Raw genomic sequence first — 24,900 nt, 5'->3', positions numbered from 1 at the left:
GTCTTCACGATCCGTCCCCATCACGCCGTCCCCATCACGCCTGGCTCACTCACGTCAACACCGCCCTGGAGGGGTGACCATGCCCGACTACAGCAAGATCTTCATCGACGGACGCTGGGTGGCACCGGACGCGACCTCGGCCGCCGAGGTGGTCAACCCGGCCACCGAGGAGGTCATCGCCCATGTGCCTATGGGCAGCCGTCGAGACGTCGACAAGGCCGTCGCCGCGGCCCATAACGCTTCGGAAGGGTGGGCCCGCACTCCGGCCAAGGAACGGGCCGCGGCGATGGGCCGTATCGTCTCGGGGCTCCAGAAGCGCGCCGATGAACTGGCCGTCCTGGCCACCGACGACGTGGGTACGCCGATCGGCCTGTCACGGCCGGCGCACGTCGGACTGCCCCTCAACAACTTCGCCTTCGTGGCACAGGCCATCGCGGAGAGCGCCGAAGCCTTCGAGCAGATCGGCAGCTCCCGCGTGGTGCGCGAGCCCTTCGGAGTGGTCGGCGCGATCTCGCCGTGGAACTATCCGCTGCACCAGAGCACCGCCAAGGTCGCACCGGCGTTGGCAGCTGGCAACACCGTGGTGCTCAAGCCCAGTGAGGTCGCGCCGCTGACCATCTGGGCGCTGACCGAGGTCATCGAGGCGGCCGGACTGCCGCCCGGCGTGTTCAACCTGGTCAGCGGCGACGGACCGGTCGTCGGACAGGCGCTCGCCGCCCACCCCGGGGTGGACCTGGTCTCCTTCACCGGATCCACCGCCGCAGGCGTCAAGGTCAGCCAGGCCGCGGCCCCCACGATCAAGAAGGTGTCCCTGGAGCTCGGCGGCAAGAGCCCGGCGATCGTGCTGCCGGGCACCGACCTGCCCACCACCCTCTCCCAGGTGCTGCCCGCCGCTTTCCTCAACTCCGGGCAGACCTGCTTCGCGCTGACGCGCCTGCTGGTCCACGCCGACGAGATCGACCAGGTCGAAGAGCTGCTCGCGGCCGAGGTCGCGGCCCTGCGGCTCGGTGACCCGCGAGAGGAGTCGACCCAGTACGGGCCGCTCGCCTCCAGGGCACAGCGCCACCGGGTTCTGACGTACATCTCCTCGGCCGTCGACGAAGGGCAACGCCTGCTGGTGGGCGGGGCGAAGACACCGGCAGGGCTGGAGCGCGGCTTCTATGTGCAGCCCACCGTCTTCACCCGAGTCCCGCCGAACGCCCCCATCGCCAGGGAGGAGATCTTCGGTCCGGTCCTGGTGGTGCAGGTCTACCGAACCCTGGAGGAGGCCGTCGCGCTGGCCAACGACACCCCGTTCGGCCTGGCCGCCGGCGTATGGGCCCCCGAGCAGGCGCTCGCGCTGGCCGTCGGCGGGCGCATCCGTGCCGGACAGGTGCAGATCAACGGCGGCGGCTTCAACCCCAACGCGCCCTTCGGCGGCTATAAGCAGTCCGGCAACGGCCGCGAGTACGGCCGGTACGGGCTGGAGGAGTTCCAGGAGATCAAGTCCTTCCAGCTGTAGGAGGCAGCGACTGAGCTGCTGGGCCCATCGATGAATTCGGAGCTCGTGCCATGCCCGATCCACAACCGGCCACGCCCCAGCCCCTGGCGGCCGCCGAGCCCCGGCTCGCGCCGCTCGGTCCTGCGGATCACTCGGAGGAGCAGCGTCAGCTTCTCTCGGTGGTCCGGGGCGATCAGGTCCCTCATCTGTTCAGCACGCTGGTGCAGCACCCGGCTCTCTTCCGCGCCTGGCTGCCGTTGTGCATACAGCTCCTGCGGGACTCGGTCTTCCCGCCCCGCGAGAGGGAGTTGCTCATCATCAGGGTGTCCTGGCGGTGTGGGAGTGCCTACGAGCTGGAGAACCACCGCGCCATCGGTGCCAGGGCGGGGCTCACCGACCACGACTTCGCCGCGCTGACGGGTGGCGGGCCCGCACGGACGTGGACGCCTCGTGAGCGGCTGCTCGTCGCCGCCGTGGACGAACTCCACGACGACCACACGATCGGGGATGCCACCTGGCGTGAGCTGAGTGCGCGCCTGACCACGGAGCAGCTGATCGAACTGCCGATGCTGGTGGGCCACTACATCATGCTGGCCGACACGCTTCGGGCGCTGCGTGTCCCCCTCGACGAGGCGCCGCCGGGCCCGCGCCTCGACCAGTAGCCGATCCACAAGCAAGGAGAGCGCCCACATGCGCATCGGAATCATCGACAACCGGCTGGTCCTGGTCGACGGCGAGTCGGCCGTCGACATCGAACGGGCCAGCAACGGCCGGATCTCCGCCGCTCCGGCAGGCCTCTTCGACGTGTGGGACACCCTCGTCGAGTGGGCCGCCACGGCAGCACCGGGCGGAGAGCGACTTCCCCTGGACCGCCTTCAGTTCCCCGTCCCGCCGCCGCGCCAGGTCTTCGCCGTCGGCGCCAACTACCGTGAGCACGTGGAGGAGGCCAAGGTCGACCTGCCCGAGGCTCCGTTGATCTTCACCAAGTTTCCGAGCTGTCTCTCGGGCCCGGGCGACGCCATCCCCCTGCCCAGCCGGCACGTCGACTGGGAGGTCGAACTCGTCGTCGTGATGGGACGCCGCGCCGAACGAGTGGCCGAGCGGGATGCCTGGCGCCACGTGGCAGGCCTCACCGTGGGGCAGGACATCTCCGAACGGGCCGTACAGATGGCGGGGCCCGCACCGCAGTTCTCCATGGGCAAGTCCTTCCCGGGGTTCGGGCCGATGGGGCCGGTCCTCGTCACGCCCGACGCGCTCGACGACCCCGACGACCTGGAGATCGGCTGCACCCTCAACGGCCGGGTGATGCAGAAGAGCCGTACGTCCACCATGGTCCACTCCGTCGCCGAACTGATCGCGCGCATCTCCGCGGTGTGCCCGCTGCTGCCCGGCGACGTCATCTTCACCGGCACGCCTGGGGGCGTCGGCGCGCTGCGGAGCCCGAGTGTCTTCCTCAAGCCCGGTGACACGCTGGTCAGTTGGGCAACAGGCGTCGGCGAGCTGAGAAACCCGGTGACAGCGGGCCCCGACTACTCCGACGAGAACAAGTAGCAAGGAGACCGGTCATGGCGACCGCAGTACACAACGAGCAGTTCGACGTCGGCGGAGTCCTGCTGCCCCACCCCTTCAAGATCAGGCGTTTCGGCCACTTCGGCTTCAATCTGGACCGGCTCGACGAGGGGATCACCTTCTACGTCGACAAGCTCGGGTTCCGCGTCACCGACGAAGTGGACATGTTCAAGGAGATGCCGCCGCAGGCACTCCCCGCCGCGCAGCAGGTCGTCACCGACCCCCGGCTGATCTTCACCAGCAACTCCGCCGACCATCACGCCCTGTTGCTCGCGCACCGCACCTTCGGCACCTTCTTCGGCAACGACCTGCACGCCGATGACAACACGCTCAGCCAGATCACCTGGCAGGTGGGCAGCCTGCAGGAGGTCGTCGACGCCGAGGCGTACCTGCGCGCCCGCGGCGTGCGGATCGGACGCGTCGGACGTGACATGCCCGGCGGCAACTGGCACGTCTACTTCCTCGATCCGGACGGGAACACGGTCGAGCTCTACTACGGCATGGAGCAGATCGGCTGGTCACGGAAGTCCCGGCCGGCCGCGATGCACTACCGGGGTTTCAACACGGTGCCCTCGCTGCCGCAGATGTCGGAGGCCGCCGAACTCCAGGAGGCGCTGAACCGCGGCATCGACACCGACTCCGGCTGGAGCCCGTCGGAGGCACACCTGAAAGAGACGTACGACGTCGGTGGCGTCCTGCTCCCGCGCCCCTTCAAGATCACCCGTCTCGGTCCGATCTCGATGTTCACCGAGCGGATGGAGGAGATGCTCGCGTTCTACACCGAACTGCTCGGCTTCCAGATCGCCGAAGAGGCCCAGCACCTCGGCAAGCGCATCGTGCACCTGCGCAGCGCGAGCGAGCACCACACCTTCGTCCTGGCGGACAAGGCGCTGCGCGGCAGGCTCGGGCTGAGCGAGCACACCTCGTGTCTGAGCATCGGCATGGAAGTGGGCAGCTACAGCCAACTGCGAGCCGCCGTGCGCTATTTGGTACAGGAGGGCTACACCCTCGTCGACGACGTCCCCGCCGAGCTGTACCTGGGCATCGACTACGCGGCCCACCTGCGCGACCCCGACGGTCACCTGGTCTGCCTCTACTCCTATATGGAACAGATCGGATGGGACGGAAGGCCCAGGCCGCAGAGCGAACGCCGCGCGGTCACCAACCCGTGGCCCGACACACTGCTCCCTCTGTCGGACAGCTACGCCGATCAGACCTTCATGGGCCCGCTGGGCTGACCTGTGCGCCACGAGACGCCTGCGACGTACGCCACCCCGCTCGGCGAGGGGGAGTTGAGCCGTATTCCTGGTCCGAACCCGGACGGACCCAACGGCAGCACCGTGGTGGTCCGTCGAGAAAGCGAGCAATGATGTCCGCACCCTTGGCAGAGACCCTGCCGCAGCCTCTCTCCCGTCTAGACGAGGCCGGGCTTGCCACCCTCTTCACCCAGGCACGCACGGCGAACAGCTTCGCCGGCACTCCGGTGAGCGATGAGGAGCTGCGCGGTATCTGGGAGCTGGCTCGGTGGGCACCCACGGAGACCAACAGCCAGCCCCTGCGCGTCCTGTACCTACGCACTCCGGAGGGCCGCGCCCGGGTGCTGAAGCACTTGGCCGAGGGCAATCGGCCCAAGAGCGCCTCGGCACCCGTCATCGCGGTGCTGGCCGCCGATACCCGGTTTCATGAACACCTCCCCGAGGTGCTGCCCTACCGTCCCGAGGCCCGGGAGATCTTCGAGACCGCCACGGAGAAGCGCGAGTCGGTCGCCGACTACAACAGCGCCCTCCAGGCGGGCTACTTCATACTCGCCGTCCGTGCACTGGGTCTGGCCGCCGGGCCGATGAAGGGTTTCCACGCCGCCGGGCTGGATGCGGAGTTCTTCCCCGACGGACGTCTGCGGTCAACACTGGTGGTCAACCTCGGGCACCCCAGCGAGCGGCCCTGGTTCCAGCGGCTCCCCCGCCTGGAACACGAGCAGGTCATCACCTGGGCCTGATCCGGTGATCCACCGGAGGACTTCCGGCTCCGGTGCCCCCGGCACCGGCGCTGAATCAGTCCGCGTACACCTTGTGGAGTCTGGCGTTTTCGGGTGGTTCCCACCCCACCCGAACCAGGGCCGGACGTCGTCCGGCCCCGCGAGGGTGGGCGGTTCAGCCCGCACGCCCCACCACATGCCATGTCGACGGCAGTTCGATCCGTGTTCCGTCGGGCGTGTACTCCGTGGTGATGAGCGGGAGTTCACCGCTCCCGAGCACCGTCAGACCGGCGGCGCCCAGATACACCGGCACCGCCGCGTCCGCCACCTCGCCGGGGACGATCCCGTGCGCCAGGACCGGCCGCAGTTTGGGCGGTGGCCCCTCGGCGCTCTGGGCGAGACCCATCAGGACGGGGCGTGCGGTCTCCGACAGTTCGACCAGGAAGGCCCGGCCGCGTTCGCCGATGAGTGTCGCGATGCCGTCGACCAGGTTCTGCCGGTCGTCGGCCTCGCACTGGTGGAGCACGCCCCTCATATAGAGGTTGACATCGCCCAGTTCCGCGTGGAGCGCCTCGACCTCGCTCTTCTCGGCGGAGTCGAGCAGCCGGTACTCGGCTGTGCCCTCCGGATCCGCGCGGCGCGCGTGCTCCAGCGCGGCGGCCGAGATGTCGGCGCCGACGACCCGGCTGAACCGTTCGGCGAAAAACCGTGTCTGGGTGCCGTTGCCGCAACCGAGGTCCACGAGGGGCAACTCGAAGTCCACCATGCGCGGTTCGAAGCGGGCGAGGTGGATGCCGGCGGTCAGCACGGGCTCCGCGTCCCAGAAGACCGCCCCCTGTTCGTCGGGGGCCTCGCGCCAGAAGCCCTCCCAGGCCTCTCTGTACCGACTCGTCACGCTCATGCCCAACTCCCCAGGTTGTGACGCCGACCGTCAAGGAGACGGGGCCAGATCGGTCTATCGCGCCCCGGTTACAGCCACAAGCTCGTGGCACATTCCTTCACGCTCACTCGACAACTGCACGCCGTCGCGCGCCCCGTAACCGCCCCGCACGCCCCGAACCGCCCGGGCGGTCAACGACGTCGCGGCAGCGCAAGTTCGAACCACACGGTCTTGCCGGCGGTCGTGCGGCTCGTCCCCCACTCACGGGCCAGCGTACTGACGACGCGCAGACCGCGCCCGAACTCGTCGTCAGGGCCCGCGCTGAGCAAGGTCGGCAGCGTGTGGTCGTCGTCGTCCACCTCGCACAGCAGGGTCTCGCCGCGCACCAGGCGCAGCGCGATATGACGGCCGTGCGCATGCCGTACGGCATTGGTGACCAGCTCACTGACCATCAGCTCGGCCGGATCGGTGAGCGCGGCCAGCCCCCACACATGGAGCTGCTCGTGGACCACGGCGCGGGCCCGTCCCGCCTCGACCGGGTCGAGCGCGAGCCGCCATTCGGCGACGTCCTCGGGTTCGATGCCGTTGAGGCGGGCCATCAGCAGCGCCACGTCGTCCTTGCGTCCGCCGCGGGTGTTGAGCGCGCGGATGATGGTGTCGCAGGCGTCGTCCATGGACGCGGCCGGGTGGGCGGCGGACTCGCAGAGCGTGGCGAGGCCGACGCCGATGTCCTCGCCGCGGACCTCGACCAGTCCGTCGGTGCACATGACGAGCCGGTCGCCGGGCTCCACGGGCACGCGTACCGCTTCGAAGGGCACCCCGCCGACTCCGATGGGCGCGCCCGTCGGCAGGTCGAGCAGGTCGCTGCGGCCGTCCCTGGCGCGCACGATGACGGGTGGGATGTGGCCGGCGTTGCCCATGTGCAGTTCGCCGGCGATGGGGTCGTAGACGGCGTACAGGCAGGTCGCGAGGTAGTTGTCGCCGAGCCGCTGGGCGAGGTCGTCGAGGTTGCGCAGGAGCTGGGCCGGCGGCAGGTCGAGCGCGGCCATCGTCTGGACGGCGGTGCGCAACTGGCCCATCATTGCCGCGGAGTTGAGGCCGTGCCCCATCACATCGCCGACGACCAGGGCGGTCCGCGAGCCGGGCAGCTTCACGGAGTCGAACCAGTCGCCGCCGACCCGTCCCAGGAGTGTGCCGGGCAGGTAGCGGGTGGCGATGTCGCAGCCGGCCATGCGGGGCGCGATGTGCGGCAGCATGCTGTCCTGGAGGGTCTCGGCGACGCTCTCCTGATACGTGTACATGCGCGCGTTGTCGAGCACGAGCCCGGCGCGGGCGGCCAGTTCGGCGCCGGTCACGCGGTCCATGTCGTTGAACTCGACCCGCTCGGGGTGGCGCAGCAGGATCATGAAGCCGAGCACCACATTGCGGGCCTTCAGGGGGACGACCAGCATGGAGCGGTGGGTGATGAGCGGCCTGATGTCGCGCTTCTCGAACTGCGCGGCGATCATGTGCCCCATCTGCTCGCTGATGCGCGGCACGAGGACGGGCTCGCCGGTGGTCATGCACTGGAAGAACGGGGTGTGCGCCGGGAAAGGCATGGCCTCACCGACCGGCACCACGTCGTCCCAGCGGCCCGGCTCGTCCGTGTGCTCCAGCGCGACGCGGTGCCACATGGTGGTCGTGTCGGGCACGCCTTCGGGGAACCCCTCACCGGCGACGACCTGTTCGCGCAGGTAGGTGCCCGCCACATCGGTGAAGCGCGGCACCACGGCACGGCTGACCTCGAGGATGGTCTGCGCCAGGTCGAGCGAGGTGCCGATACGCCCGCTGACCTCGTTGAGGAACTCCAAGCGCTCGCGTACGGCGACGTATTCGAGGTCCTCGCCCTCGTCCTGCACGTCCCCTGGCAGGGGTTCACCGGCGGCCGCCGCCCGGGCGGTTCGCTCGCGGCGCGCCATGCGCTCGGCGCGCCGGGGCACGCCCCAGTCGGGGGTGACGGGCACCCGGTCGTTCTGGCTGAACTCCAGGACGGGATAGCCCAGTTCGAGGACCTGTGCGACGATCCGGGCGCCTTCGCCGACGCTCATGCTGGGCAGGATCTCGGGGAGTCCGCGGGCCAGCTCCTCGGCACCGGGGAAGTCGGTGTGCAGGGCGAAAGCGGGCGCGATGCGCTCGACGGCGGCCCCCTCTGCCTCGTGACCCTCGGGCAACATCGCGCCCGCGTCGGCGGCCAGCACCAGCAGTCGCTCCGGGCCGGGGCCCACCAGCGGGTACGCCCACCACAGCACGTCGACCCGGTCGCGGCCGCTCACCGTGAGCCGGGCGCGCCCCGCGGCCGGGTAGGAGAGCCGTCCGTCGAGGGAGGACTCCAGGTCGGGACCGAGTCCGTCGTACGCCGCGTACGCCCCGTAGGGCGCCGTTCCCTCATCTTCGGGGAGTGCGCCGGAGACCGGGAGCAGATCGACGGCGGGGCGGCCCACCGCGTCCTCCTTGGACGCACCGAACAGGCGCCTGGCGCCGGTACTCCAGTGCGAGACAAGGCCGTCGCGGTCCACGGCCACCACGGCCAGGGGAATCCGGCCCGCGGAGGCGTGCTCCACTGCGCTGTCCCCAGCTCTGCGGCTGGGAGCTGCGCCCGTTTCCGTGCCACGGTCCATGGCCCAGGCCCTCTCTCCCCACGGCTCCGCAAGATCTGTGCCGCCACTACTACCGTACGGCGGGGGGCCGTCGCGATGTGTGGCAATACCGGAATTGAACCCACGAGTAAGGTTCGGGGGCCCGGGGACTTCGCAATGCCTAGTCCTCGTGCCCCAGTTGCAGGTCGCGTTCCGTCCTGCCGCCCCCGGCGACCTGAAGCACGGTGGCCACCGGCGGATAGCCCGCCGCGATGACGGTGTACTCGCCGGAGGACAGATCGACGAACCGGAACGTTCCGTCGGCGCCGGTGGTGAGCGTGTCCACCACGTTGCCCGCGGCGTCCAGGAGGGTCACGCGCGCGTCCTCGACGGGGCGACCGCCCCCGGCCCGCACGGTGCCGCGCAGGACGGCGCCGCCCGCGAGCTCGACGTCCTGGCGGGTCTCGCGTGCGGCCTGCACGCTGACGGGGAGCGCGGCCGGGCGGAAAGCGGGCGCGCTGGCGGCGAGGGTGTACTCGCCCGCCACCAACTCCGTGATGACATAACCCCCTTCGCGCCCGCTGCGGGTGGTGGTGACCACCTCGCCGTGGACGTTGGTGAGCGTGACGATGGCCTCGCGCACCGGCGTGCCGTCCGCGGTCAGCACGCTTCCGGCGAGGCGTCCAGCCCCGCCGAGCACGACGTCCAGCTCCACGGGCCGTTCGCCGACGGTCACCGAGACGGCCTGCGGCTGGTGGCCTCCCGCCGCGGCGATCAGGACGTACGACCCTGATCCGGGCGTGGACAGCGCGTACCGCCCGTCCTCACCGCTGGCGCCTCGTCCGATCTGCTGCCCGGCGATGTCGATGAGGGTGAGCGCGGCGCGCGGCACGACGGTGCCGTCGGGGTGCTGGACCGTGCCGCAGACGGGGATCCCGGCGGCGTACGAGGTGCGGGCGTGCGGGATCTGGGTGAGCGGTCCGGACTCGGCTTCGGTGGCGGGGGCGTTGTAGGACACCAGCGGTTTCTCCTTGAGGAAGAAGGCGATCAGCAGGCCGAGGACGAGCACCGGCACGAGGTAGAGGAAGATCCGCGGCATGGCTTCCGCGTACGCCCCGATGTAGGTGTCGCGCAGCGCTGCCGGCATCGTGTGCACGAGCTGCGGGGTGAGGGACTCGGAGTCCGGGACTCCGGTGCCCCCGCTCGCGGGGAGGCGGTCGGCGAGTTCGTCGGCCAGCCGGTTGGCGAAGAGGGTGCCGAAGACGGCCGCGCCGACACTGCCGCCGATCTGCCGGAAGTAGTTGTTGGCGCTGGTCGCGGTGCCGAGGTCGGCCGGGCGTACCGAGTTCTGCACCGCGAGGACGAGTACCGGCATCACCATGCCGATTCCCGCGCCCAGCACCGCCATCCAGATGCTGTAGTGCAGCCTGGGTGTGTCGACTTCGAGCCGGGACAGCAGCCACATGCCGAGGACCGAGAGGGCACCGCCGAGGATCGGATACACCTTGTAGCGCCCGGTCTTGCTGATGAGCTGCCCGGAGATGACCGACGCGCCGACGATGCCGCCCATCATCGGGAGCATCAGGAGCCCGGACTCGGTCGCCGAGGCCCCGTCCACCATCTGCAGGAACGTCGGCAGATAGCTGGCCGCGCCGAACAGGGCGACGCCGACGACCAGGCCCACCAGGGCGGTGATGTTGAAGACGCCGTCCCTGAACAGCCGCAGGGGGATGAGGGGTTCGGCCGCGAAGTGCTCGGCGACGAGGAAGAGGACCGTGGCGGCGAGCGCGCCCGCGCCGAGCCCCAGGATGACCCGCGAGTCCCAGGCGTACTCGGTGCCGCCCCAACTGGTCAGCAGGACGAGGCAGGTCGACGCGGCGGCGAGCAGCAGCGCACCCAGCACGTCGAGGCGCGCTCTGGTCCGGGGTTTGGGCAGTTTCAGTACGACGGTGACGACGGCCAGGGTGAGCAGGCCGAAGGGCACGTTGATGTAGAAGCACCACCTCCAGGTGAGGTGGTCCGTGAAATAGCCGCCCAGGAGAGGGCCTGCCACGGACGCGAGGCCGAACGCGGCGCCGATCAGGCCCATGAAACGGCCGCGTTCACGCGGCGGCACGATGTCCGCGATGATCGCCTGCACGCCGATCATCAGGCCGCCCGCCCCGACGCCCTGGAGTGCGCGGAAGGCGATCAGCTCGTCCATGGTGCGTGACCAGCCGGCCAGCGCGGAGCCGATCACGAAGACGACGATCGCGAACTGGAAGACGCCCTTGCGACCGAAGAGGTCGCCGAGCTTGCCGTAGATCGGGAGTCCGACGGTCGAGGTGAGCAGATAGGCGGTGATCGCCCAGGACATCTTGTCCAGGCCGTGCAGCTCACCGACGATCTTCGGTAGCGCGGTGGCCACGATCATCTGCTCAAGCGCCGCGAGCAGCAGCGCGAGCATGAGCCCGAGGAAGACCAACCGGACCTGGCGCGGACCTAGTTGGCCGGTCTCCGCGGCAGGTGGCGGGGGGTCCTGCGGGGGTGCGGCAGCCGGTTCGTCCTTCACCAGAGTGATCCCGCCCACGTACCGCTCCCCTCGTCGCGCCTACTCGCACAATTCCCGCTTACGCGACAACTGCTGGCAAGCGCGACGAGTTACGGCGTAACGCCCCACACCGAAGAGATCCACTCGAATCGGTGAGGACTGCAACGCGCCCTGGAGAACTGCTCCTTGGGCCGCACATTCCGTGAAGTCGGTGCCGGGGCTACTTCTCCACCTCGGTGGCGAGCTTGGCGAGCACCAGTTCGTAGATCCGGCCGAGGCCCTTGGGCGCGAAGGTCTTCTCGAAGAAGCCGCCGATGCCGCCCGCGCCGTTCCAGACGGTGGTGACGACGACGCGTGACTTACCCTCGCCCGCGGGCGTGACACGCCAGGTGGTGACCATCGAGGAGTTGCGGTCCTTCTCGACGAGTTCGCCGTCGGTGGGCTCAGTCACCTCCAGCAGGCAGTCACGGATGCGCTTGCTGGTGGCCTGCAGCTTCCAGTGGACGAGGGTGCCCTGGCCGTCGCCGCCCTCGCGCACCTCGTACTCGCTGAAGTGCTCGGGCAGCAGCTTCGCGCGCGTGCCGGTGTAGTCGGCCAGAGCGTCGAACACCGCCTCCGCGTCCGCCGCGATGACCCGTTCCGTCGTGGCCTCGACCTGCGCCATTGCACTTCCTCCAGCACTTGGTTTTCCGGGGTGTGCGGCCAGCCAACCACCCCCCGGCCGGGCCGCCCAAATCGGGGTGCCCACAGGGTGCCGCACGGGTCGCCGAATACCAGGTCGCACGATCAAGGGAACATGTGTTCTATTCTGTGGTCAGTGCTACCGAGGAGGCCTCATGCGCTGGGAGAACCTCACAGCGGACCCCATAGCGGACCCCATAGCGGACCCCATAGCGGACCCCACAGCGGACCCCACAGGGAATCCCGCCAAGGACGCCGCGCTGTTCGGCGCGGACGCGGTGATCACCCGTACGTTCGACACCCCGGAGTTCCGGGGCATCACCTTCCACGAGATCCGGGCGAAGTCGATCGTGAACCGGGTGCCGGGGGCCTCCCGCATGCCCTTCGAGTGGACCGTGAACCCCTATCGAGGCTGCACGCACGCGTGTGTGTACTGCACTCCGTAACCCTATTCAGGTCAGGAGGTACCCATGCCCGGCAACCCGAACGCAGACACGGCCTGGAAGGGCATGGCGGGGTCACCCTTCACCCGGGAACGTCCCGCCCAGCGGAGGTCAGTCGCCTACGCCGTACTCATGCGAGGCGCCGCACGCGAGGACCCGGACCGCGTGATCCAGGTGTGCGCGGCTGTGCTGACCTTGGCAGCCGCTCATGATCGCAAAGTTGCCTCAGACGGATCCTGAGGGCGCCGGACGACGTCGGCGCGGATATCAGGACGCGAACCTATAGGCCAGCGGCTGTGTCAGCGGCTGACAAACAGCCGGATGATCTACTGCATTCACCTCACCTGCATCACTGGCATGGGCTGACAAGATCAGCCGACACGCACCGACACGTCACGAGACCGGGTGCTCCGCCAGGACGGCGCGCACCTCGGGTACGTCGTCGAAGTCGGCCAGCCGCCGCAGCACCAACCGGCCCCGCTCCGAGGTGCGATCACTGGCGACGTCGGCGGACAGGTCGAACATCCGGGCGGCGGTCGCGGCGGCCTCCTCGGGCTCGTTGGCGTCGGCGTACGCGACCGCCAACCAGCTCAGGTACAGGGCCAGCTCGCGGGCGTGCGTGGCGTCGTAGCGGGTGAGGACCGACCGCAGCAACGGCACGGCCCGCAGCGGACGCCGCAGCTCGGTGAACACCCTGGCGTCCATAACCTCAAGTTCATCTCGCGACACCCAGTAGGCCCAGTCCGGGGCCTCGGGTCCGCCGTCCTCCGAGAGGGCCTCATGCGCCTGCCCAAGGGCGCGCATGGCCGCCTGGGCGTGCGCCTGTCCGGCCCGCGTCCGGGCCCAGGCGACGCGGTCGAAGAACAGGGCGCGCGTCTTCGGGGGCGCGTCGGGCCCGGCCTCGGTCACGGCGGCCTCCGCCAGGTCGACGCCTTCCAACTCGCGCCCTGTATTGGACAGTTGGTAGCCGAGTGACCCGGCGAGGTTGGCCACCAAGACGCCGTCACCGGCCTGCCGGGCGGCGCTGATGCCGAGCCGGTACGCCTGTTCGGCCTGCTCGTGCTCGCCCGCGTCGCTGGCAATCCATCCCGCGATCTGGCCCAACTCCCCAATCTGCACGAGGAGTTGACGTCCGGTGGCCTCGTCGTAGCTGGCTTCGCGGTGCAGCGTGACGGCAGAGCCGAGTTCGCGGAACGCCGGGCCGATCAGGTCGCCACCGGCCAGGACGTCGTCGGCGAGGCGCAGGCCGTGCACCCGGCCCGCGAGACCGGCCACGGTGTCCGGCCCGATGCGGCGGCCGGTACGAGCACTCAGCGGCTCCAGAGGGTCCCCTGGTGGCAACAGCTCGGCCAGGGTGGCGAATGCCCCGGGCAGGCGTCCGGCCGTCTCTCCCCGGGCGTACGCGGCGGCGGCCTCCAGGGTCTCCAGCCGGGCCCCGAGGACGGTGGCCAGCGCGGGCAGCCAGGCGCCCGGGACGCGATCGCCGCGCTCCCACCGGCTGACCTCGTTGCGGGTGACGGAGGCGACGCCGGACACGGTGCACAGCCGGTCAGCGAGGGCGCGTTGGGACAGGCGCGCGTCCCGGCGCAGGCGTGCGAGGTACTGGCCGAACTGCTTCTTTCGCTCCGTGGTCTGCATCGCGGGCCTCCCCCCTGCACCCATTCTGGCCCCTCCCTGGCCCCCTCCGGGGCGCCTCCAGGAGATCCACTCCGCTCGGGAAGGTGAGGTGACCTGCGAGGGGACGAGGCACCATGACGATGACGATCCAGGTGTACAAGATCGACAAGAACGGGCGGCGGACGGAGATCGTTCCCCGGTACGAGGTCGGCGGCGACGCGGACCCGGAGCGGCTCCAGATGGATCTCGGCTACCCGCCCTGCCGCTGCCCCCGGCACCGGGGCGCGAAGGTCGCACGATGACCGCGCCCGCCGTCGACACCGACACCATGTCCGCCGAGTGCGCGGTCGCTCAGCGGCCGGGGTACGGGGATCTTCACCGCGACTGCCGCCGGGATAAGGATGTCCCGCTGCCTCATGCGCGCGGGATCTTGCTCGTGCGCCGGTGCACCTGCGCCTGCCATCGCCGCCAGGCGTGATCTTGTCGCGCGACACGTGGCAGGTGCAGCTGTCCCCATGTCCACCATGGTCAGCGCCTCCGGCGCGATCTTGGTGCTCGACATCCGGACCGTGTCCGTCTCGGCATGTGATCTGTCCCGGCCGGTGGCGACGGGGCCCCGAGCCCCAACGCAAGAGGAGTGCGTATCCCGGGGTCCCGCCTGAGGGCGCGCCCCTGCATCCCTCGCCTCTGATTATATCCCGGATATCCAGGCCTGACGGGCCGAGTTTATGGCGTCCTTTGAATTCCCCAACGATCACTCGCTGCGAGTTTATCAAGGCTTGGCGATCACAAATAGGCGAGGAATAGCGGGCCGAATTCCCGGGGAATAGCGACTGTTGGATCACTGGCCCGGCGATCAAGGACCGGCACGCCGCGTAAAGGATCATCAAGGCCGGCGGTGATCCACATCCCTCTGACCTGCGGCTATACTAGATCGTCAAGCTCTCGCGACCTTTGGCGGGAGCTGGGGGGTTCAGCGGCCGATAAGTGTATCGGGGTGGGAGCGATCTTGATTTACGCTGATCACCTACCCCCTCCCCGTGATCCACACCCCTCTAACCTGCACGTTTACCCGCCACTATTCACGCGAATTCCCCGCTAATGAATTAGCAGGGAATTGCCGAGTAATTCAATTCGAATTGCATTACAGCCGATCTTGCTCGGCATAAACTCCGGAGCCCTCGCGCATTCCCCGGAGATCGAGGGCCGGAGAATGCGCGAGGGAGTTTATTGGACGCTATTCCGAATTTGAATCCGGCAGTGCGCGCCACGTTTCCAGCGGAATTCCTTCGCGATGCAATTCCAGCCAATGGGACATGGAATCCATCTCGTCGTCGAGCGCTTGGGCGTTGTACTTGTTGACGTCTCGAAGTACCTCGAAGCCGTCCATCGTCACGTCCTCACACCTGTGTCGACCACGAATGCGGTCGGCTGGAATACCTGCACGTCAGCGCGCAGGTTGGCAATGAACCCGATCTGTCCCGAGTCCGCGTACCGCTCCAACAGCGGCTGGAGCCGGAAGCCGACGCGGATGCCGATAGCCAGTTGGTTCCACTGACCGGTGTAGATCTCCGATGCGTCGGTGCTCGTGCCGACGGTGAGGTTGATCGGGACCTGCTTCGTGGTCAGCATCGGCAGCATCGACGGCGGCGGCGACATGTACGCGTTGGTCGTGGCTTCCTTCAGCTTCGCCAGCGACGTCGAGGTCCGGGGGGCCTGGATATGCGCCGTCGGCTCGAAGTTGTTGGCCCGTACCGCACCCACCGCATCGAGCCACCAGTCGTAGTTCGTGATCACTGTGCCGTTCGCACCGTGCGCCGTGGCAGTGATGCCGGACTGGTTGAGCATCCCCCTCGGTTCGGGAGCGGAGCCGGTGCCCCGGAGCGCCGCCCGGTCCAGTTCGAGGGCGAGCTGGGCCGCGAAGCTGTGGGCGATCACGGTCGACGCCGACGGGTCGCTGTCCTCGAAGAGTTCCCGTGACATGATCACCAGCCGGTCCAGGGACCGCGCCGTGAAGGTCACCGCGTCGAAGGTCAAGTCCCCCGCCGTGATCGTGGCGTTCTCGTTCCGCCACGCCGGGGCTCCCTCGCCGGTCAGCCGGGGGACCTTGAGCGTCGAGGTCGTCATGGGGACGAACGTTGCCCCGGCCTCCGCGACGCGCATCTTGGCCCTCGCGAGGTCGATCACCGTGGCCGCCAGCGGGCTCGGCACGAGGTGACCACCGGCGGTCGCGGTGCCCACGGACAGGGCACGCTCCTCGTCGGCGCCGCGCCAGTCGGCCGTGACGATGCCACGGAGGTACCTGTCGAAGCTGAGGTCGCCGCCGCCCCGGTCGTGGGTGTGGGGATGGTTCGTGCGCAGCCAGTCCGTGATCTTCTGGCCCCGGGCGAGGGTCTGGGCACCCTGAAGCGGGTCACCCCGGCGGGGAGTGCCCCCGGCAGTAAACGGCGTACCGGACTCGGTGGCGCCACCGGCGGCCAGCGAGCGGATGTGGTCCACCTGGTGACCGTGCAGCGCCTCACGGGTGCGTTCCTGACGCCGGGTGAGGTTGCCGAAGCGCTCCTGCTGGCCAGCGGGCCAGGTCTCCAGGGCGCCGCTGTTGCGCTCCTCGACGGCGGCCAGCTCGCGGCCGGTCCGCCAGTGGTCGGCGGCGAGTTCGGCCTCGGCCGAGCCGAGGTCGACGGGGGCGGAGAACCAGGTGGGATCACTCGCTTGCCGGACCGACCAGTGGTCATCCGGGATCAGGTCGCCCCGGTCGAACCCGATGTGCCGGTCGCCCGCCGGGGCGTGAAGGTTGTTCATGGTGCCGCGCTTCAGGGCGCGGACGTACTCGGACATGACGAACTCCATGGAGGCGTACGGAAGTTGGGGAGTCCGCTGTCCCGTGGAGTCCGCAGAGTCCGGCGGGGCTGGGGCGTTGAGTCCGCGAGCTGACGGCTGGCGGCGCCCGGTGCGTGACCCCAGCGTACGCCGGAATCGCTCTGTGCGCCGATCTGGTGCCGTCGGGGGCGGTATGGGTGCCCGGTACCTGGCCGAGCACCAAGGCCGTCAGAAGGGCGTCCAGGGGCCGCGATGAGGCCACCAGAGTCGCCTCTCGTCCACGTACCGCTGGTTCGCCGCGTTGCGTCGGGCCATCCGGCGGGCCGAGTCCCGGCGGAAGTGCTTGATCGCCCACCACAGTCCCGCGATCGGGAGGACAGTGCAGGCGAAGAAGCCGATCAGGCCGAGGAAGATGTCCATCGGTGCGTTTCCTTGCTGTGAGTGATCGTTCGGGGGAGTCAACAGGTGCGAACGGATTCATCGCATCTGAGCTGGCCAGCCGTGTTCGCGCAGGTCAGATGGGGTGAACGGGTCTGACCTGCGCGGACACGACGAGCCTCGCGCGGGCGCGTCGTGTCCGCGCGCATTGGTGTCGCCCGACATGGTTTCCGCGCGTTCGGCGAACGCGGTCCCGTACGGGTGACGCAGCGTCACAGGTAGCCGGGCGGCTGGTACTCGGCGGGCGGCTCCGTGTCATCCGGCTCGGCGGGCAGCGGGACGATGCGGAACCGCTCACCCTCGATCTCGATCTTCAGGACGTGCTCCGCCAGCCCGGCGAAGTACGCGGGGGCCATCGGGTCGCGCGTCATCTCGGTCACGGACTTCTCGAACTGCTCGATGAGGGTCACCGCGCTCGCGGCGACGAACTCGGCCAGTTGCTCGGGCGTGGGGCTGGTCATGACGGGGCTCCTTCGGGAGGTTCGTCGTATCGGCCGGCGATCGGGTGCCGGTGGATCATGAGGCGCGGTCGATGGCGCGGAGCAGGTCCGCTCGGTCGGAGACCGCGCCGACGAGGACGGGACATCCGTCGGCATGGCCGATCTGGAGGACGAAGATCTCCGGCGCGATCTCGCGGAGTTCCGGCGGATCGCTGCGGCAGTCGCCGCAGTGGTACGTGTCCGCGAGTCCGGCGATGATCTCGCGGGGTGTGCGTGGGGTCATGACCAGGACTCCTTGTTTTCTTGATCGCTAAGGGGTGGACAGGGGTGGACGCGTCCACCCCTGTCCCCGCTCGCGGCGGAAAATTGCCGATCTCCACGGTGAGGGCGAATGCCTCTCACCTGCATAGATAGATAGAGAGTGTTGACTCGTATTACGCGCGCGAGCCACCAGGGGGGTGGACGGTCCACCCCGTCCACCCCTGTCCACCCCTGGGCGATCAAGACGGCCTCGAATCGCCGAGAGCGATCTTGTTGTTGTCCTCGGTCAGCCAGCCCCGGGCATCGGCGTGCTCCAGGGCCGCCTCGAAGTGATCGCGCATGGTGCTGCGGAGCGACCTCCGCAGCGCACCCGGCGCCATCGGCCCGGCCTTGTCGATCTTCCGGACCAGGTTCCGGGCGACCTGGTCGGCCCGCTCACTCGCCCCGGCGGTCGCCTCGTGTACCCGCCGCGCCGTGGCGACCGTCGCGGCCGTCTTCGCCTCGCTCGCCCTGGCCGCGTCCTGCTGGGCCTTCTTGATCAGGCGGTCACGGATCGCGGCCGACCGGCCGTAGATCGTCTCGGCCAGTGACCAGTCCTCCTCGGTGATCTCGGAGCGCCCGGCCAACACCGTCAGCAGCCCGGAGATCTTGACCAGGGTCAGCGGCCGGTGCGAGTCGTACGGGCTCTCACCGTCCGCCCGCTGGCCGCGCTGGCGGGCCACGTGAGCCTGCCGGAGACGGCCCCGGATGCTGGCGGCCAGCTCCATGCGCGGAGCGCTGGGAGCGTCACCGAACGGGCTCAGAGCGGCGGCGACGACATCCGGCATCGGGCCGGGGTCGTCGGGGGCGTCGTCGGGCACCGAGGGGTCGTCGGTGACGCACCAGACGAACCGCTGCGGGGTGCCCTCGTCCACCCCGTCCAGGAGCAGCGGCGTAGCCGTGCAGGGCTGGAAGCCGACCGTGAGACCGAGCGCGTACTCCCGGACTTCGCGGGTGCGCTCGGCGGACGCGTTGGTCTGGCCGATCACCGCCCCCATCCATGCGGTACGGATCACCTGTCCGAGCGTGGACCCGTTGCGCTCGCCCATGAGCGCGACCAGGGTCTTGCCCTCGTCCACGTAGAAGCTGACGTTGTGCCGGACCTGCTCGCGGACCTTGGATGGCTTCGGAGTGCCGTCCTTGTAGGTCTCGCCGACCTCCCTGGTGACCGTGCCCATGTACGCCTCGCACAGCCCCTCGCCGGACCCCAGCGGCAGCCCCGACCGGTGATCGCGCAGCCACGGCGGGACCGGCACCCGGTCGGCCGCGATGCCCGCGCTGGACGACTTGCCGATGCCGGACCCGCCTACTAGTCCGGCGAAGTAGTTCAGGCTGGCGGGCTTCATCAGGCCGGTGTCCACTCGCAGGTCACCGGGCAACAGCGACGCCAACTCGGCCAGAAGGCAATGGAATACGGCGTCAGCGCCGACCGCACGGGCGTGCGCGAACTGGCGCACGGCGGCCAGCTCCGGGCGCGCGGTCCAGAAGGTCTCCGGCAGCCGGTACGGGTCCACCGCGCCCGTCGCTGCCGGGCCCACCAGGTCGGCCAGCTCCGCCCGCTCCTCGGCCTCCTCGTCGCTCCTGTGCTCCAGCCGCTGGCGGGCGTCCGCGACGCCCTGCTCGTCGACCTGGCCGACGGCCCAGCCGAACAGTTCCCCGAACTCTCCCTCACCGTCGCGGTCCAGCGTCTCCTCGAATGCCAACAATAGTTCGTCGTAGGCGAGTTGGGCCGGATAGGCGCCTGCCGCTGCCTCCCTGGCGACCCAACAGGCCATGACTGTGGCCGTCTTGTGCCGCTTGGGGTACACGGCGTCCCTCATCTGCTTCAGGGGGGCCGCGAGGGCACCCGGGAAGTCGTTGCCCGTGTGCTCGTCCAGGAAGGCCGCCAGCGCGGCCGGGGTCGCCGCCACCGCGCCGGGTCCGTCCCACTCGGTCAGCTCACCGGCGATCCACTCCGGGCAGCCAATCACCTCGGCCGCGTCGTCCTCGGCCGTGTAGACCACCCCGGAGGCGTGCTCAGATCCGGCGGCCACGACGTACCCGCCGACCCCACGGACGTTGATCTTGTAGCCCACAAAGGCGTCCTCGGCGTTGCCGAGCAGCTTGCCGACGGGCTGGCGGAAGTAGTAGTGCCAGCCATGGCCGGTCCGCACCCGGTAGGTGTCCGGCACCTCGTGCCCGTGGTTGCGGCACCAGCGCTCGAACTCGCCCTCGGCGTCCTCGTCGATGACCACCAGGCCGGACGGCCCGCACGAGATCGCGAAGTTCACGGCGCCCCACCGCACGGCCCATCGCCGGATCGTCGCCGGGTCGGTGGTCGCGCGGATGGACCACCGCGTCAGCGGGTGCTTCCCACGCGTCCCGTCGCACGGCTGTCGGGTGTGCGCGGCGAGGCAGTGCGGGTGCGACGGATGGTCGAGCGGGTGGCGGTACCAGCCTCGCCCCGCCAGGGCGTCGGCGCTCATCGCGGCCCCCAGCCGAGAGCGCGCAGCCGGTCGAGCTGTTCGGGCGTCAGCGGCGGGAATTCCGCAACGCGGCTCTCGATGTACCGCGCAACGGCGTTATGCTGGGGGCAGGTCATTTCGTCTGTGTGGTCCGCCCCGTTGTCGCCGGGGCGGACTTTTTTCTGGGCCATGTCGGCTCTTCCAGATCACAATTACTCCTTCGTCGCGGTCTCGGTCTCGTACACCCGCGCGGAGGGAATCCAGGGCGGGACGCTGCATCCCGGATTCCCTTCCGTGCCGGTCGTGCTAGGCGCTGATCTTCTGGTCGGCGGAGTCGAACGCCCCGTCGGCGACGAGCAGGGCATTCGCCTCGCGGTCCAGCCGGTCGGCCTGGGTGCGGGCCGATGCGGCAATGGCGCGCAAGTACGCGGCGCGGGTCTCCGGGCAGTCACGGCGGGCCAGAGCCATGCGCGCCTTCCGCAGATCGGGCGAGTCGAAGTTGATGTATTTCTGGGCCACGGTGGTCCCCTCAGAATGCAGAAAGACCGCAGCCCCGGATTCGGGGTGCTGCGGTCTAGGTCTGCGCCCAACAATACCCTGCAACAGAGGCTTTGTTGGATCTGAACCCCCGCCCCAGGGGTGTGTGCACCCCCCGTGGCATATACCAATTTCACCCAAGGCGCGGCTCGATCACCACGGTTTCGGGGCGGAAGTGTGCGCGGCCGGGCCCGGCGCGGTGGATCGTCACCGTCATCAGCAGGTTGATCACGGCGCGCTTGCGGTCCAGCGGGAGGGCGTCCCAGGCGGCAGGGACGTCCTCGGCGCCGACCAACCCGGCGAGCACCGGACCCCGGGTCGGGTGTGCCATCTCGGCCTCGATCTTCGCGAGCCGAGCCTTGATCCTCTTCGCGGCGGCTTTGTACTCCACAGGGTCGGCCTCGTCGTCGTCCGCGAAGGCGTCCGCCAGGGTGTCCAGACGGGCCCTCAGCGCCGTTGCGCGGGTGCGCAGTTCGGCCGCGTCAGGGCGGTCCTCGTCGGCCAGCAGGGCGCGCGCGTCGGGCCGCGACAGGATCTGGATCACCACGCCCATCGGGCCCTTGGCCGGGTCGGTGTTGGTGATCAGCGCGTCGATCGGCTCCGCCACCCGCATCAGGTGTTTGACCTTGCCCCGGCACTTGTAGCCGGTCTTGCCGTCGCCGCGCTGCGCGCTCGTGACCGTGGTGCCGTTGTTGCACACGCCGCACCGGGCGATGCCGGAGAGCAGGTGCTTGCGGGCAGGTCCCGGCGACGTCTTGCGCGCATCATCGGTCAGGACGGCCACGGCCTTGCGCCACACGTCCTCGTCGACGATGGGGCTCCAGCCGGTTCCCGCGTACTCCTCGCCCCGGAACTCACGGATGCCCGCGTACCGCTCGTTGAGGAGCACGCCGCGCACGGAGTTGTGGGTCCACGACTTCCCGTTGCGGTTGAGGACGCCCCGCGCGTTCAGGTCGGCCGCAATGCCGGACACGTTGGCCCCGGCGAGCAGCGCCTCGAACATCGCCTTCACCTCGGCGGCCTCGTCCTCGACGATCACACCGCCGGTCGCGGTGTACCCGAAGCAGCGGGGGCCGGTGGGGAACTCGCCCCGCTCGGCGCGTTGGAGGGCCTCACGCTGCTCCCGCTCCCGCATCTGCTCGACCTCGAACGTGTCGAACTCCCCGATCACCCCGGCCATCAGGCGGCCCTGAGCCGTCGTGAGATCGAACTCCGGCCCCTTCACGGTCAGCAGCGGCACGCGGTGCTTCTTCAGGATCTCCATGCCGTCGAGGCGTTCGCGCGGGCCGCGCCAGAGCCTGCTCATGTAGGTCACGATGATGCAGTCGACCTCGCCGCGCTGAACGGCCGTCATCAGAGCCTCGTACTGGGGGCGGTGCTTGCCACTCGTCGCGCTGATGTTGTTGTCCACGTACCGGTGCTGGTCGGCAACCGGGATGCCCCTGCGCAGGGCCAGGGCGGCGGTGTCCTCGCCCTGCCGGATCACACCGTCCTCGTCGCCCACGTCAGCCTTGCTGATGCGGTTGTACGTGGCGCCGTTCTGAAATGGGGTCATACAGAGCACTGTACGTGTGTGTACTGCTTTGCCCGCAAGACGCACAGCTATCTGGACCTCGACTCGGGTCTCGACTTCGACTCCCAGATCGTGGTGAAGGTCAACGCGCCGGACTGCTGCGCCGACGGCTCGGCTCACGCCGCTGGCACGGCGAGCACATCGCGATGGGCACCAACGTCGACTGCTACCAGCGGGCGGAGGGCCGCTACCGGCTGATGCCCGGCATCATCGCCGCCCTGCGCGACCACGCGAACCCCTTCTCGATCCTCACCAAGGGCACGCTGATCCTGCGCGACCTCGACCTCCTGAAGCAGGCCTGCGAGGTCACCGACGTCGGGATCTCTGTCTCCGTGGGCTTCACCGACCCCGAGCTGTGGCGCACCGTCGAGCCGGGCACGCCCGCCCCTGAGCGCCGCCTGGACGTCGTACGCACTCTGACGGACCACGGCATCGGCTGCGGGGTCCTGATGGCCCCGGTGATCCCCTTCCTGGGCGACGACCCGGCCCAACTGCGCGCCACCGTACGGGCGATCGCCGCGTCCGGCGCCACCTCCGTGACCCCGCTCGTGCTGCATCTGCGGCCCGGCGCACGCGAGTGGTTCATGGCCTGGCTGGAGCACCACCACCCGCATCTCGTACGCCGTTACGAGCGGCTGTACGCCGAGGGCTCCTACGCCCCGAAGTGGTACCAGCGCCGGATCACCCGTCAGGTCCACGAGCTGGCGCAGGAGTACGGCATCGGTCCCTCGCGCGCGGGGATGCCGCGCAGGATCACGCCGACACCCGAGCCGGCCACGCCGGAGGGGACTCAGCTCACACTCCTGTGAGGGCGGTTCCCTGACGTCATCCGAGCGCATCCGGCGGCCCGATCGGGTCAAGTCTTGCCAGAACGGGTTCTTCCGGACCCTCTTTCCGGGACGATGCGGCGAAGGCCGTGGTGTGCACGGCTCAGAATCCTCCGTCCTGGGAGGCTCCCCATGAAGAAGCGCGCAGCCGCTCTGTGCGGTGCTGCCGCTGTCGTGGCAGGGATGATCACGTCGATCCCCGCCGACGCGAGCTCCGGCTCCGCGACCGCACCGCGCACCGCCCAGACCGCGAAGCTCAGCTGGAAGAAGTGCGCCACGACCGCCTATCCGACGCTCCAGTGCGCGTCCTTGGAGGTGCCGCTGGACCACTCCAACCCGTACAGCGAGCGGATCACCCTGGCGCTCTCGCGCGTGCCGCACACCGCGAAGAAGTACCAGGGACCACTGCTGGTGAACCCCGGCGGTCCCGGCGGAAGCGGGCTCACCCTCGCCGGGTACGTCGCGTCCGCGCTGCCCAAGGCCGTCGCGGCGCAGTACGACGTCATCGGCTTCGACCCCCGTGGCGTCGGCGCGAGCAAGCCCGCCCTCGACTGCAAGCCGGGGTACTTCGACCCGGTGCGCCCCGACTCGGTGCCCAGCACCCCGGCGCTCGAACGGGCCAACCTCGCGCGGGCCGAGTCCTTCGCGACGGCGTGCGCCACCAAGTACGCGAAGTTGCTGCCGTACATCGACACGGTGAGCGCGGTCCAGGACATGGACGCGATCCGGCACGCCCTCGGCGCCAGGCAGATCAACTACTTCGGATACTCGTACGGCACCTACCTGGGCGCCGTCTACGCCAAGTTCTACCCGGACCGCGTACGGCGCCTGGTCCTCGACTCCATCGTCGACCCGACCGGAGTCTGGTACGAGGACAACCTCACCCAGGACTATGCCTTCAACGACCGTCACCTGGCCTTCATGTCCTGGGTGGCGAAGCACAACAGCACGTACAAGCTCGGCACCGACCCCGCCGGGATCGAGGCCAAGTGGTACGCGATGCGCGCGGCGCTCGCCAAGAAGCCCGCGGACAAGAAGGTGGGCGCCTCCGAACTGGAGGACACGTTCATCCCCGGCGGCTATTACAACGGCTACTGGCCCTACCTCGCCGAGGCGTTCGCCGCCTATGTGAACGACAAGAACGCGGACCCGCTGGTCGAGGCGTACGACAACTTCGCCGCCATCGACGCCGCCGGGGACAACGGCTACAGCGTCTACGCCTCGGTGCAGTGCCGTGACGCAGCCTGGCCGCGCGACTGGGACCAGTGGCGCGAGGACAACTGGGCGGTGTACGAGAAGGCGCCGTTCATGGCCTGGAGCAACGCCTGGTACAACGCGCCGTGCGCCTTCTGGCCGACGCGCTCGCTCCATCCGGTCGACGTCGCCAACGACGCCATCCCGCCGGCGCTGCTCTTCCAGGCAACGAACGACGCGGCCACCCCGTACGAGGGCGGTGTCACCGTCCACAACCTGCTGGCCGACTCCAGCCTGGTGGTCGAGCAGGGCGGCGGTAACCATGGCATCTCGCTGAGCGGCAACGCCTGCCTGGACAAGTACCTGGCGGCGTATCTGACGGACGGCAAGGTGCCGCGCAGTGGCGGCGAGATCGACGCGGTGTGCGAGACACTGCCCGACCCGAAGCCGCTGAGCACCAAGGCGGCCTCCACCACCTCACGCGGCTCGACCCTGCACGGCATCCTCGGCTACCGAGGCTGACCACAGGCCCGTCGG

The 24,900-nt window shown here is 69.4% G+C and carries 20 protein-coding genes and 2 pseudogenes; 9 read left to right on the top strand and 13 right to left on the bottom strand.

What is annotated here, in order from left to right; all coding sequences use genetic code 11:
* Window positions 1-79: 79 nt before the first annotated feature.
* The 5 genes from ACFYPC_RS04745 (at window position 80) to ACFYPC_RS04725 (ending at window position 5,045) form a co-directional block, all read left to right on the top strand.
* A complete protein-coding gene (locus ACFYPC_RS04745; protein WP_388670734.1) occupies window positions 80-1,501 on the top strand; it encodes an aldehyde dehydrogenase family protein in 1,422 nt (473 codons plus the stop codon).
* A gap of 50 nt (window positions 1,502-1,551) precedes the next feature.
* The gene (locus tag ACFYPC_RS04740; RefSeq protein ID WP_388670731.1) at window positions 1,552-2,142 is read left to right on the top strand and encodes a carboxymuconolactone decarboxylase family protein; all 591 of its coding nucleotides are present in this window, start codon (window positions 1,552-1,554) and stop codon (window positions 2,140-2,142) included.
* A gap of 28 nt (window positions 2,143-2,170) precedes the next feature.
* Entirely contained in the window at window positions 2,171-3,031 is an 861-nt protein-coding gene (locus ACFYPC_RS04735) for a fumarylacetoacetate hydrolase family protein (RefSeq protein ID WP_388670728.1), read from the top strand.
* Between the two features lie 14 nt (window positions 3,032-3,045).
* Window positions 3,046-4,287, top strand: a complete 1,242-nt coding sequence (locus ACFYPC_RS04730) for a VOC family protein (protein ID WP_388670725.1) — start codon at window positions 3,046-3,048, stop codon at window positions 4,285-4,287.
* 128 nt (window positions 4,288-4,415) lie between these two features.
* The gene (locus tag ACFYPC_RS04725; RefSeq protein ID WP_388670722.1) at window positions 4,416-5,045 is read left to right on the top strand and encodes a malonic semialdehyde reductase; all 630 of its coding nucleotides are present in this window, start codon (window positions 4,416-4,418) and stop codon (window positions 5,043-5,045) included.
* 154 nt (window positions 5,046-5,199) lie between these two features.
* Here ACFYPC_RS04725 and ACFYPC_RS04720 read toward each other — a convergent pair whose 3' ends face one another.
* From ACFYPC_RS04720 to ACFYPC_RS04705, 4 genes are all read right to left on the bottom strand, one after another.
* The gene (locus ACFYPC_RS04720; RefSeq protein WP_388670719.1) at window positions 5,200-5,925 is read right to left on the bottom strand and encodes a class I SAM-dependent methyltransferase; all 726 of its coding nucleotides are present in this window, start codon (window positions 5,923-5,925) and stop codon (window positions 5,200-5,202) included.
* A gap of 170 nt (window positions 5,926-6,095) precedes the next feature.
* Complete coding sequence (locus ACFYPC_RS04715) at window positions 6,096-8,561, bottom strand: SpoIIE family protein phosphatase (RefSeq protein ID WP_388670716.1); 2,466 nt, start codon at window positions 8,559-8,561, stop codon at window positions 6,096-6,098.
* A gap of 139 nt (window positions 8,562-8,700) precedes the next feature.
* Window positions 8,701-11,088, bottom strand: coding sequence for an MFS transporter (locus ACFYPC_RS04710; protein WP_388670713.1), 2,388 nt, complete (start codon window positions 11,086-11,088; stop codon window positions 8,701-8,703).
* 181 nt (window positions 11,089-11,269) lie between these two features.
* Window positions 11,270-11,713 (bottom strand): SRPBCC family protein, encoded by a 444-nt coding sequence (locus ACFYPC_RS04705; RefSeq protein WP_388670710.1) that lies wholly within the window; start codon window positions 11,711-11,713, stop codon window positions 11,270-11,272.
* 172 nt (window positions 11,714-11,885) lie between these two features.
* Between ACFYPC_RS04705 and ACFYPC_RS04700 the strand changes: the two are divergent.
* A pseudogene (locus ACFYPC_RS04700) lies at window positions 11,886-12,167 on the top strand (radical SAM protein); the annotation flags it as partial.
* Between the two features lie 399 nt (window positions 12,168-12,566).
* Here ACFYPC_RS04700 and ACFYPC_RS04695 read toward each other — a convergent pair.
* Window positions 12,567-13,811, bottom strand: a complete 1,245-nt coding sequence (locus ACFYPC_RS04695) for a helix-turn-helix domain-containing protein (RefSeq protein ID WP_388670707.1) — start codon at window positions 13,809-13,811, stop codon at window positions 12,567-12,569.
* A gap of 113 nt (window positions 13,812-13,924) precedes the next feature.
* Between ACFYPC_RS04695 and ACFYPC_RS04690 the strand changes: the two genes are divergently transcribed.
* Complete coding sequence (locus ACFYPC_RS04690; protein ID WP_388670704.1) at window positions 13,925-14,092, top strand: hypothetical protein; 168 nt, start codon at window positions 13,925-13,927, stop codon at window positions 14,090-14,092.
* Window positions 14,093-15,027: 935 nt separating this feature from the next.
* On the opposite strand, the gene ACFYPC_RS04685 is transcribed toward ACFYPC_RS04690, so the two are convergent.
* The 8 genes from ACFYPC_RS04685 to ACFYPC_RS04650 all read right to left on the bottom strand — a co-directional run bounded on the left by ACFYPC_RS04685 (window position 15,028) and on the right by ACFYPC_RS04650 (window position 22,324).
* Complete coding sequence (locus ACFYPC_RS04685; protein ID WP_388670701.1) at window positions 15,028-15,186, bottom strand: hypothetical protein; 159 nt, start codon at window positions 15,184-15,186, stop codon at window positions 15,028-15,030.
* Window positions 15,183-16,628: a phage major capsid protein gene (locus ACFYPC_RS04680; RefSeq protein ID WP_388670698.1), complete on the bottom strand. Its 1,446-nt coding sequence runs from the start codon at window positions 16,626-16,628 to the stop codon at window positions 15,183-15,185. The genes ACFYPC_RS04685 and ACFYPC_RS04680 overlap by 4 nt, the downstream gene beginning before the upstream one ends.
* 210 nt (window positions 16,629-16,838) lie before the next feature.
* Entirely contained in the window at window positions 16,839-17,030 is a 192-nt protein-coding gene (locus tag ACFYPC_RS04675; protein ID WP_388670695.1) for a hypothetical protein, read from the bottom strand.
* A gap of 230 nt (window positions 17,031-17,260) precedes the next feature.
* Entirely contained in the window at window positions 17,261-17,509 is a 249-nt protein-coding gene (locus ACFYPC_RS04670; RefSeq protein ID WP_388670692.1) for a hypothetical protein, read from the bottom strand.
* A 55-nt stretch (window positions 17,510-17,564) separates the two neighbouring features.
* On the bottom strand, window positions 17,565-17,771 hold the full coding sequence (locus ACFYPC_RS04665; protein WP_388670689.1) for a hypothetical protein: 207 nt from the start codon (window positions 17,769-17,771) through the stop codon (window positions 17,565-17,567).
* A 217-nt stretch (window positions 17,772-17,988) separates the two neighbouring features.
* Window positions 17,989-20,253 (bottom strand): bifunctional DNA primase/polymerase, encoded by a 2,265-nt coding sequence (locus ACFYPC_RS04660; RefSeq protein WP_388670686.1) that lies wholly within the window; start codon window positions 20,251-20,253, stop codon window positions 17,989-17,991.
* 285 nt (window positions 20,254-20,538) lie between these two features.
* Window positions 20,539-20,751 (bottom strand): hypothetical protein, encoded by a 213-nt coding sequence (locus ACFYPC_RS04655; RefSeq protein WP_388670683.1) that lies wholly within the window; start codon window positions 20,749-20,751, stop codon window positions 20,539-20,541.
* A 151-nt stretch (window positions 20,752-20,902) separates the two neighbouring features.
* Window positions 20,903-22,324, bottom strand: coding sequence for a recombinase family protein (locus tag ACFYPC_RS04650; RefSeq protein ID WP_388670680.1), 1,422 nt, complete (start codon window positions 22,322-22,324; stop codon window positions 20,903-20,905).
* A gap of 9 nt (window positions 22,325-22,333) precedes the next feature.
* On the opposite strand from ACFYPC_RS04650, the pseudogene ACFYPC_RS04645 reads away from it, so the two are divergent.
* Both ACFYPC_RS04645 and ACFYPC_RS04640 read left to right on the top strand, forming a co-directional pair.
* Window positions 22,334-23,151 (top strand): annotated as a pseudogene (locus ACFYPC_RS04645) (radical SAM protein); the annotation flags it as partial.
* A 150-nt stretch (window positions 23,152-23,301) separates the two neighbouring features.
* Window positions 23,302-24,885, top strand: a complete 1,584-nt coding sequence (locus ACFYPC_RS04640) for an alpha/beta hydrolase (RefSeq protein WP_388670677.1) — start codon at window positions 23,302-23,304, stop codon at window positions 24,883-24,885.
* The last annotated feature ends 15 nt before the right edge of the window (window positions 24,886-24,900 follow it).

Source organism: Streptomyces sp. NPDC005808 (assembly GCF_042871385.1).
In the GTDB taxonomy this organism is placed as follows: Bacteria; Actinomycetota; Actinomycetes; order Streptomycetales; family Streptomycetaceae; genus Streptomyces.
This window is presented reverse-complemented; position numbering and strand designations above follow the sequence as displayed.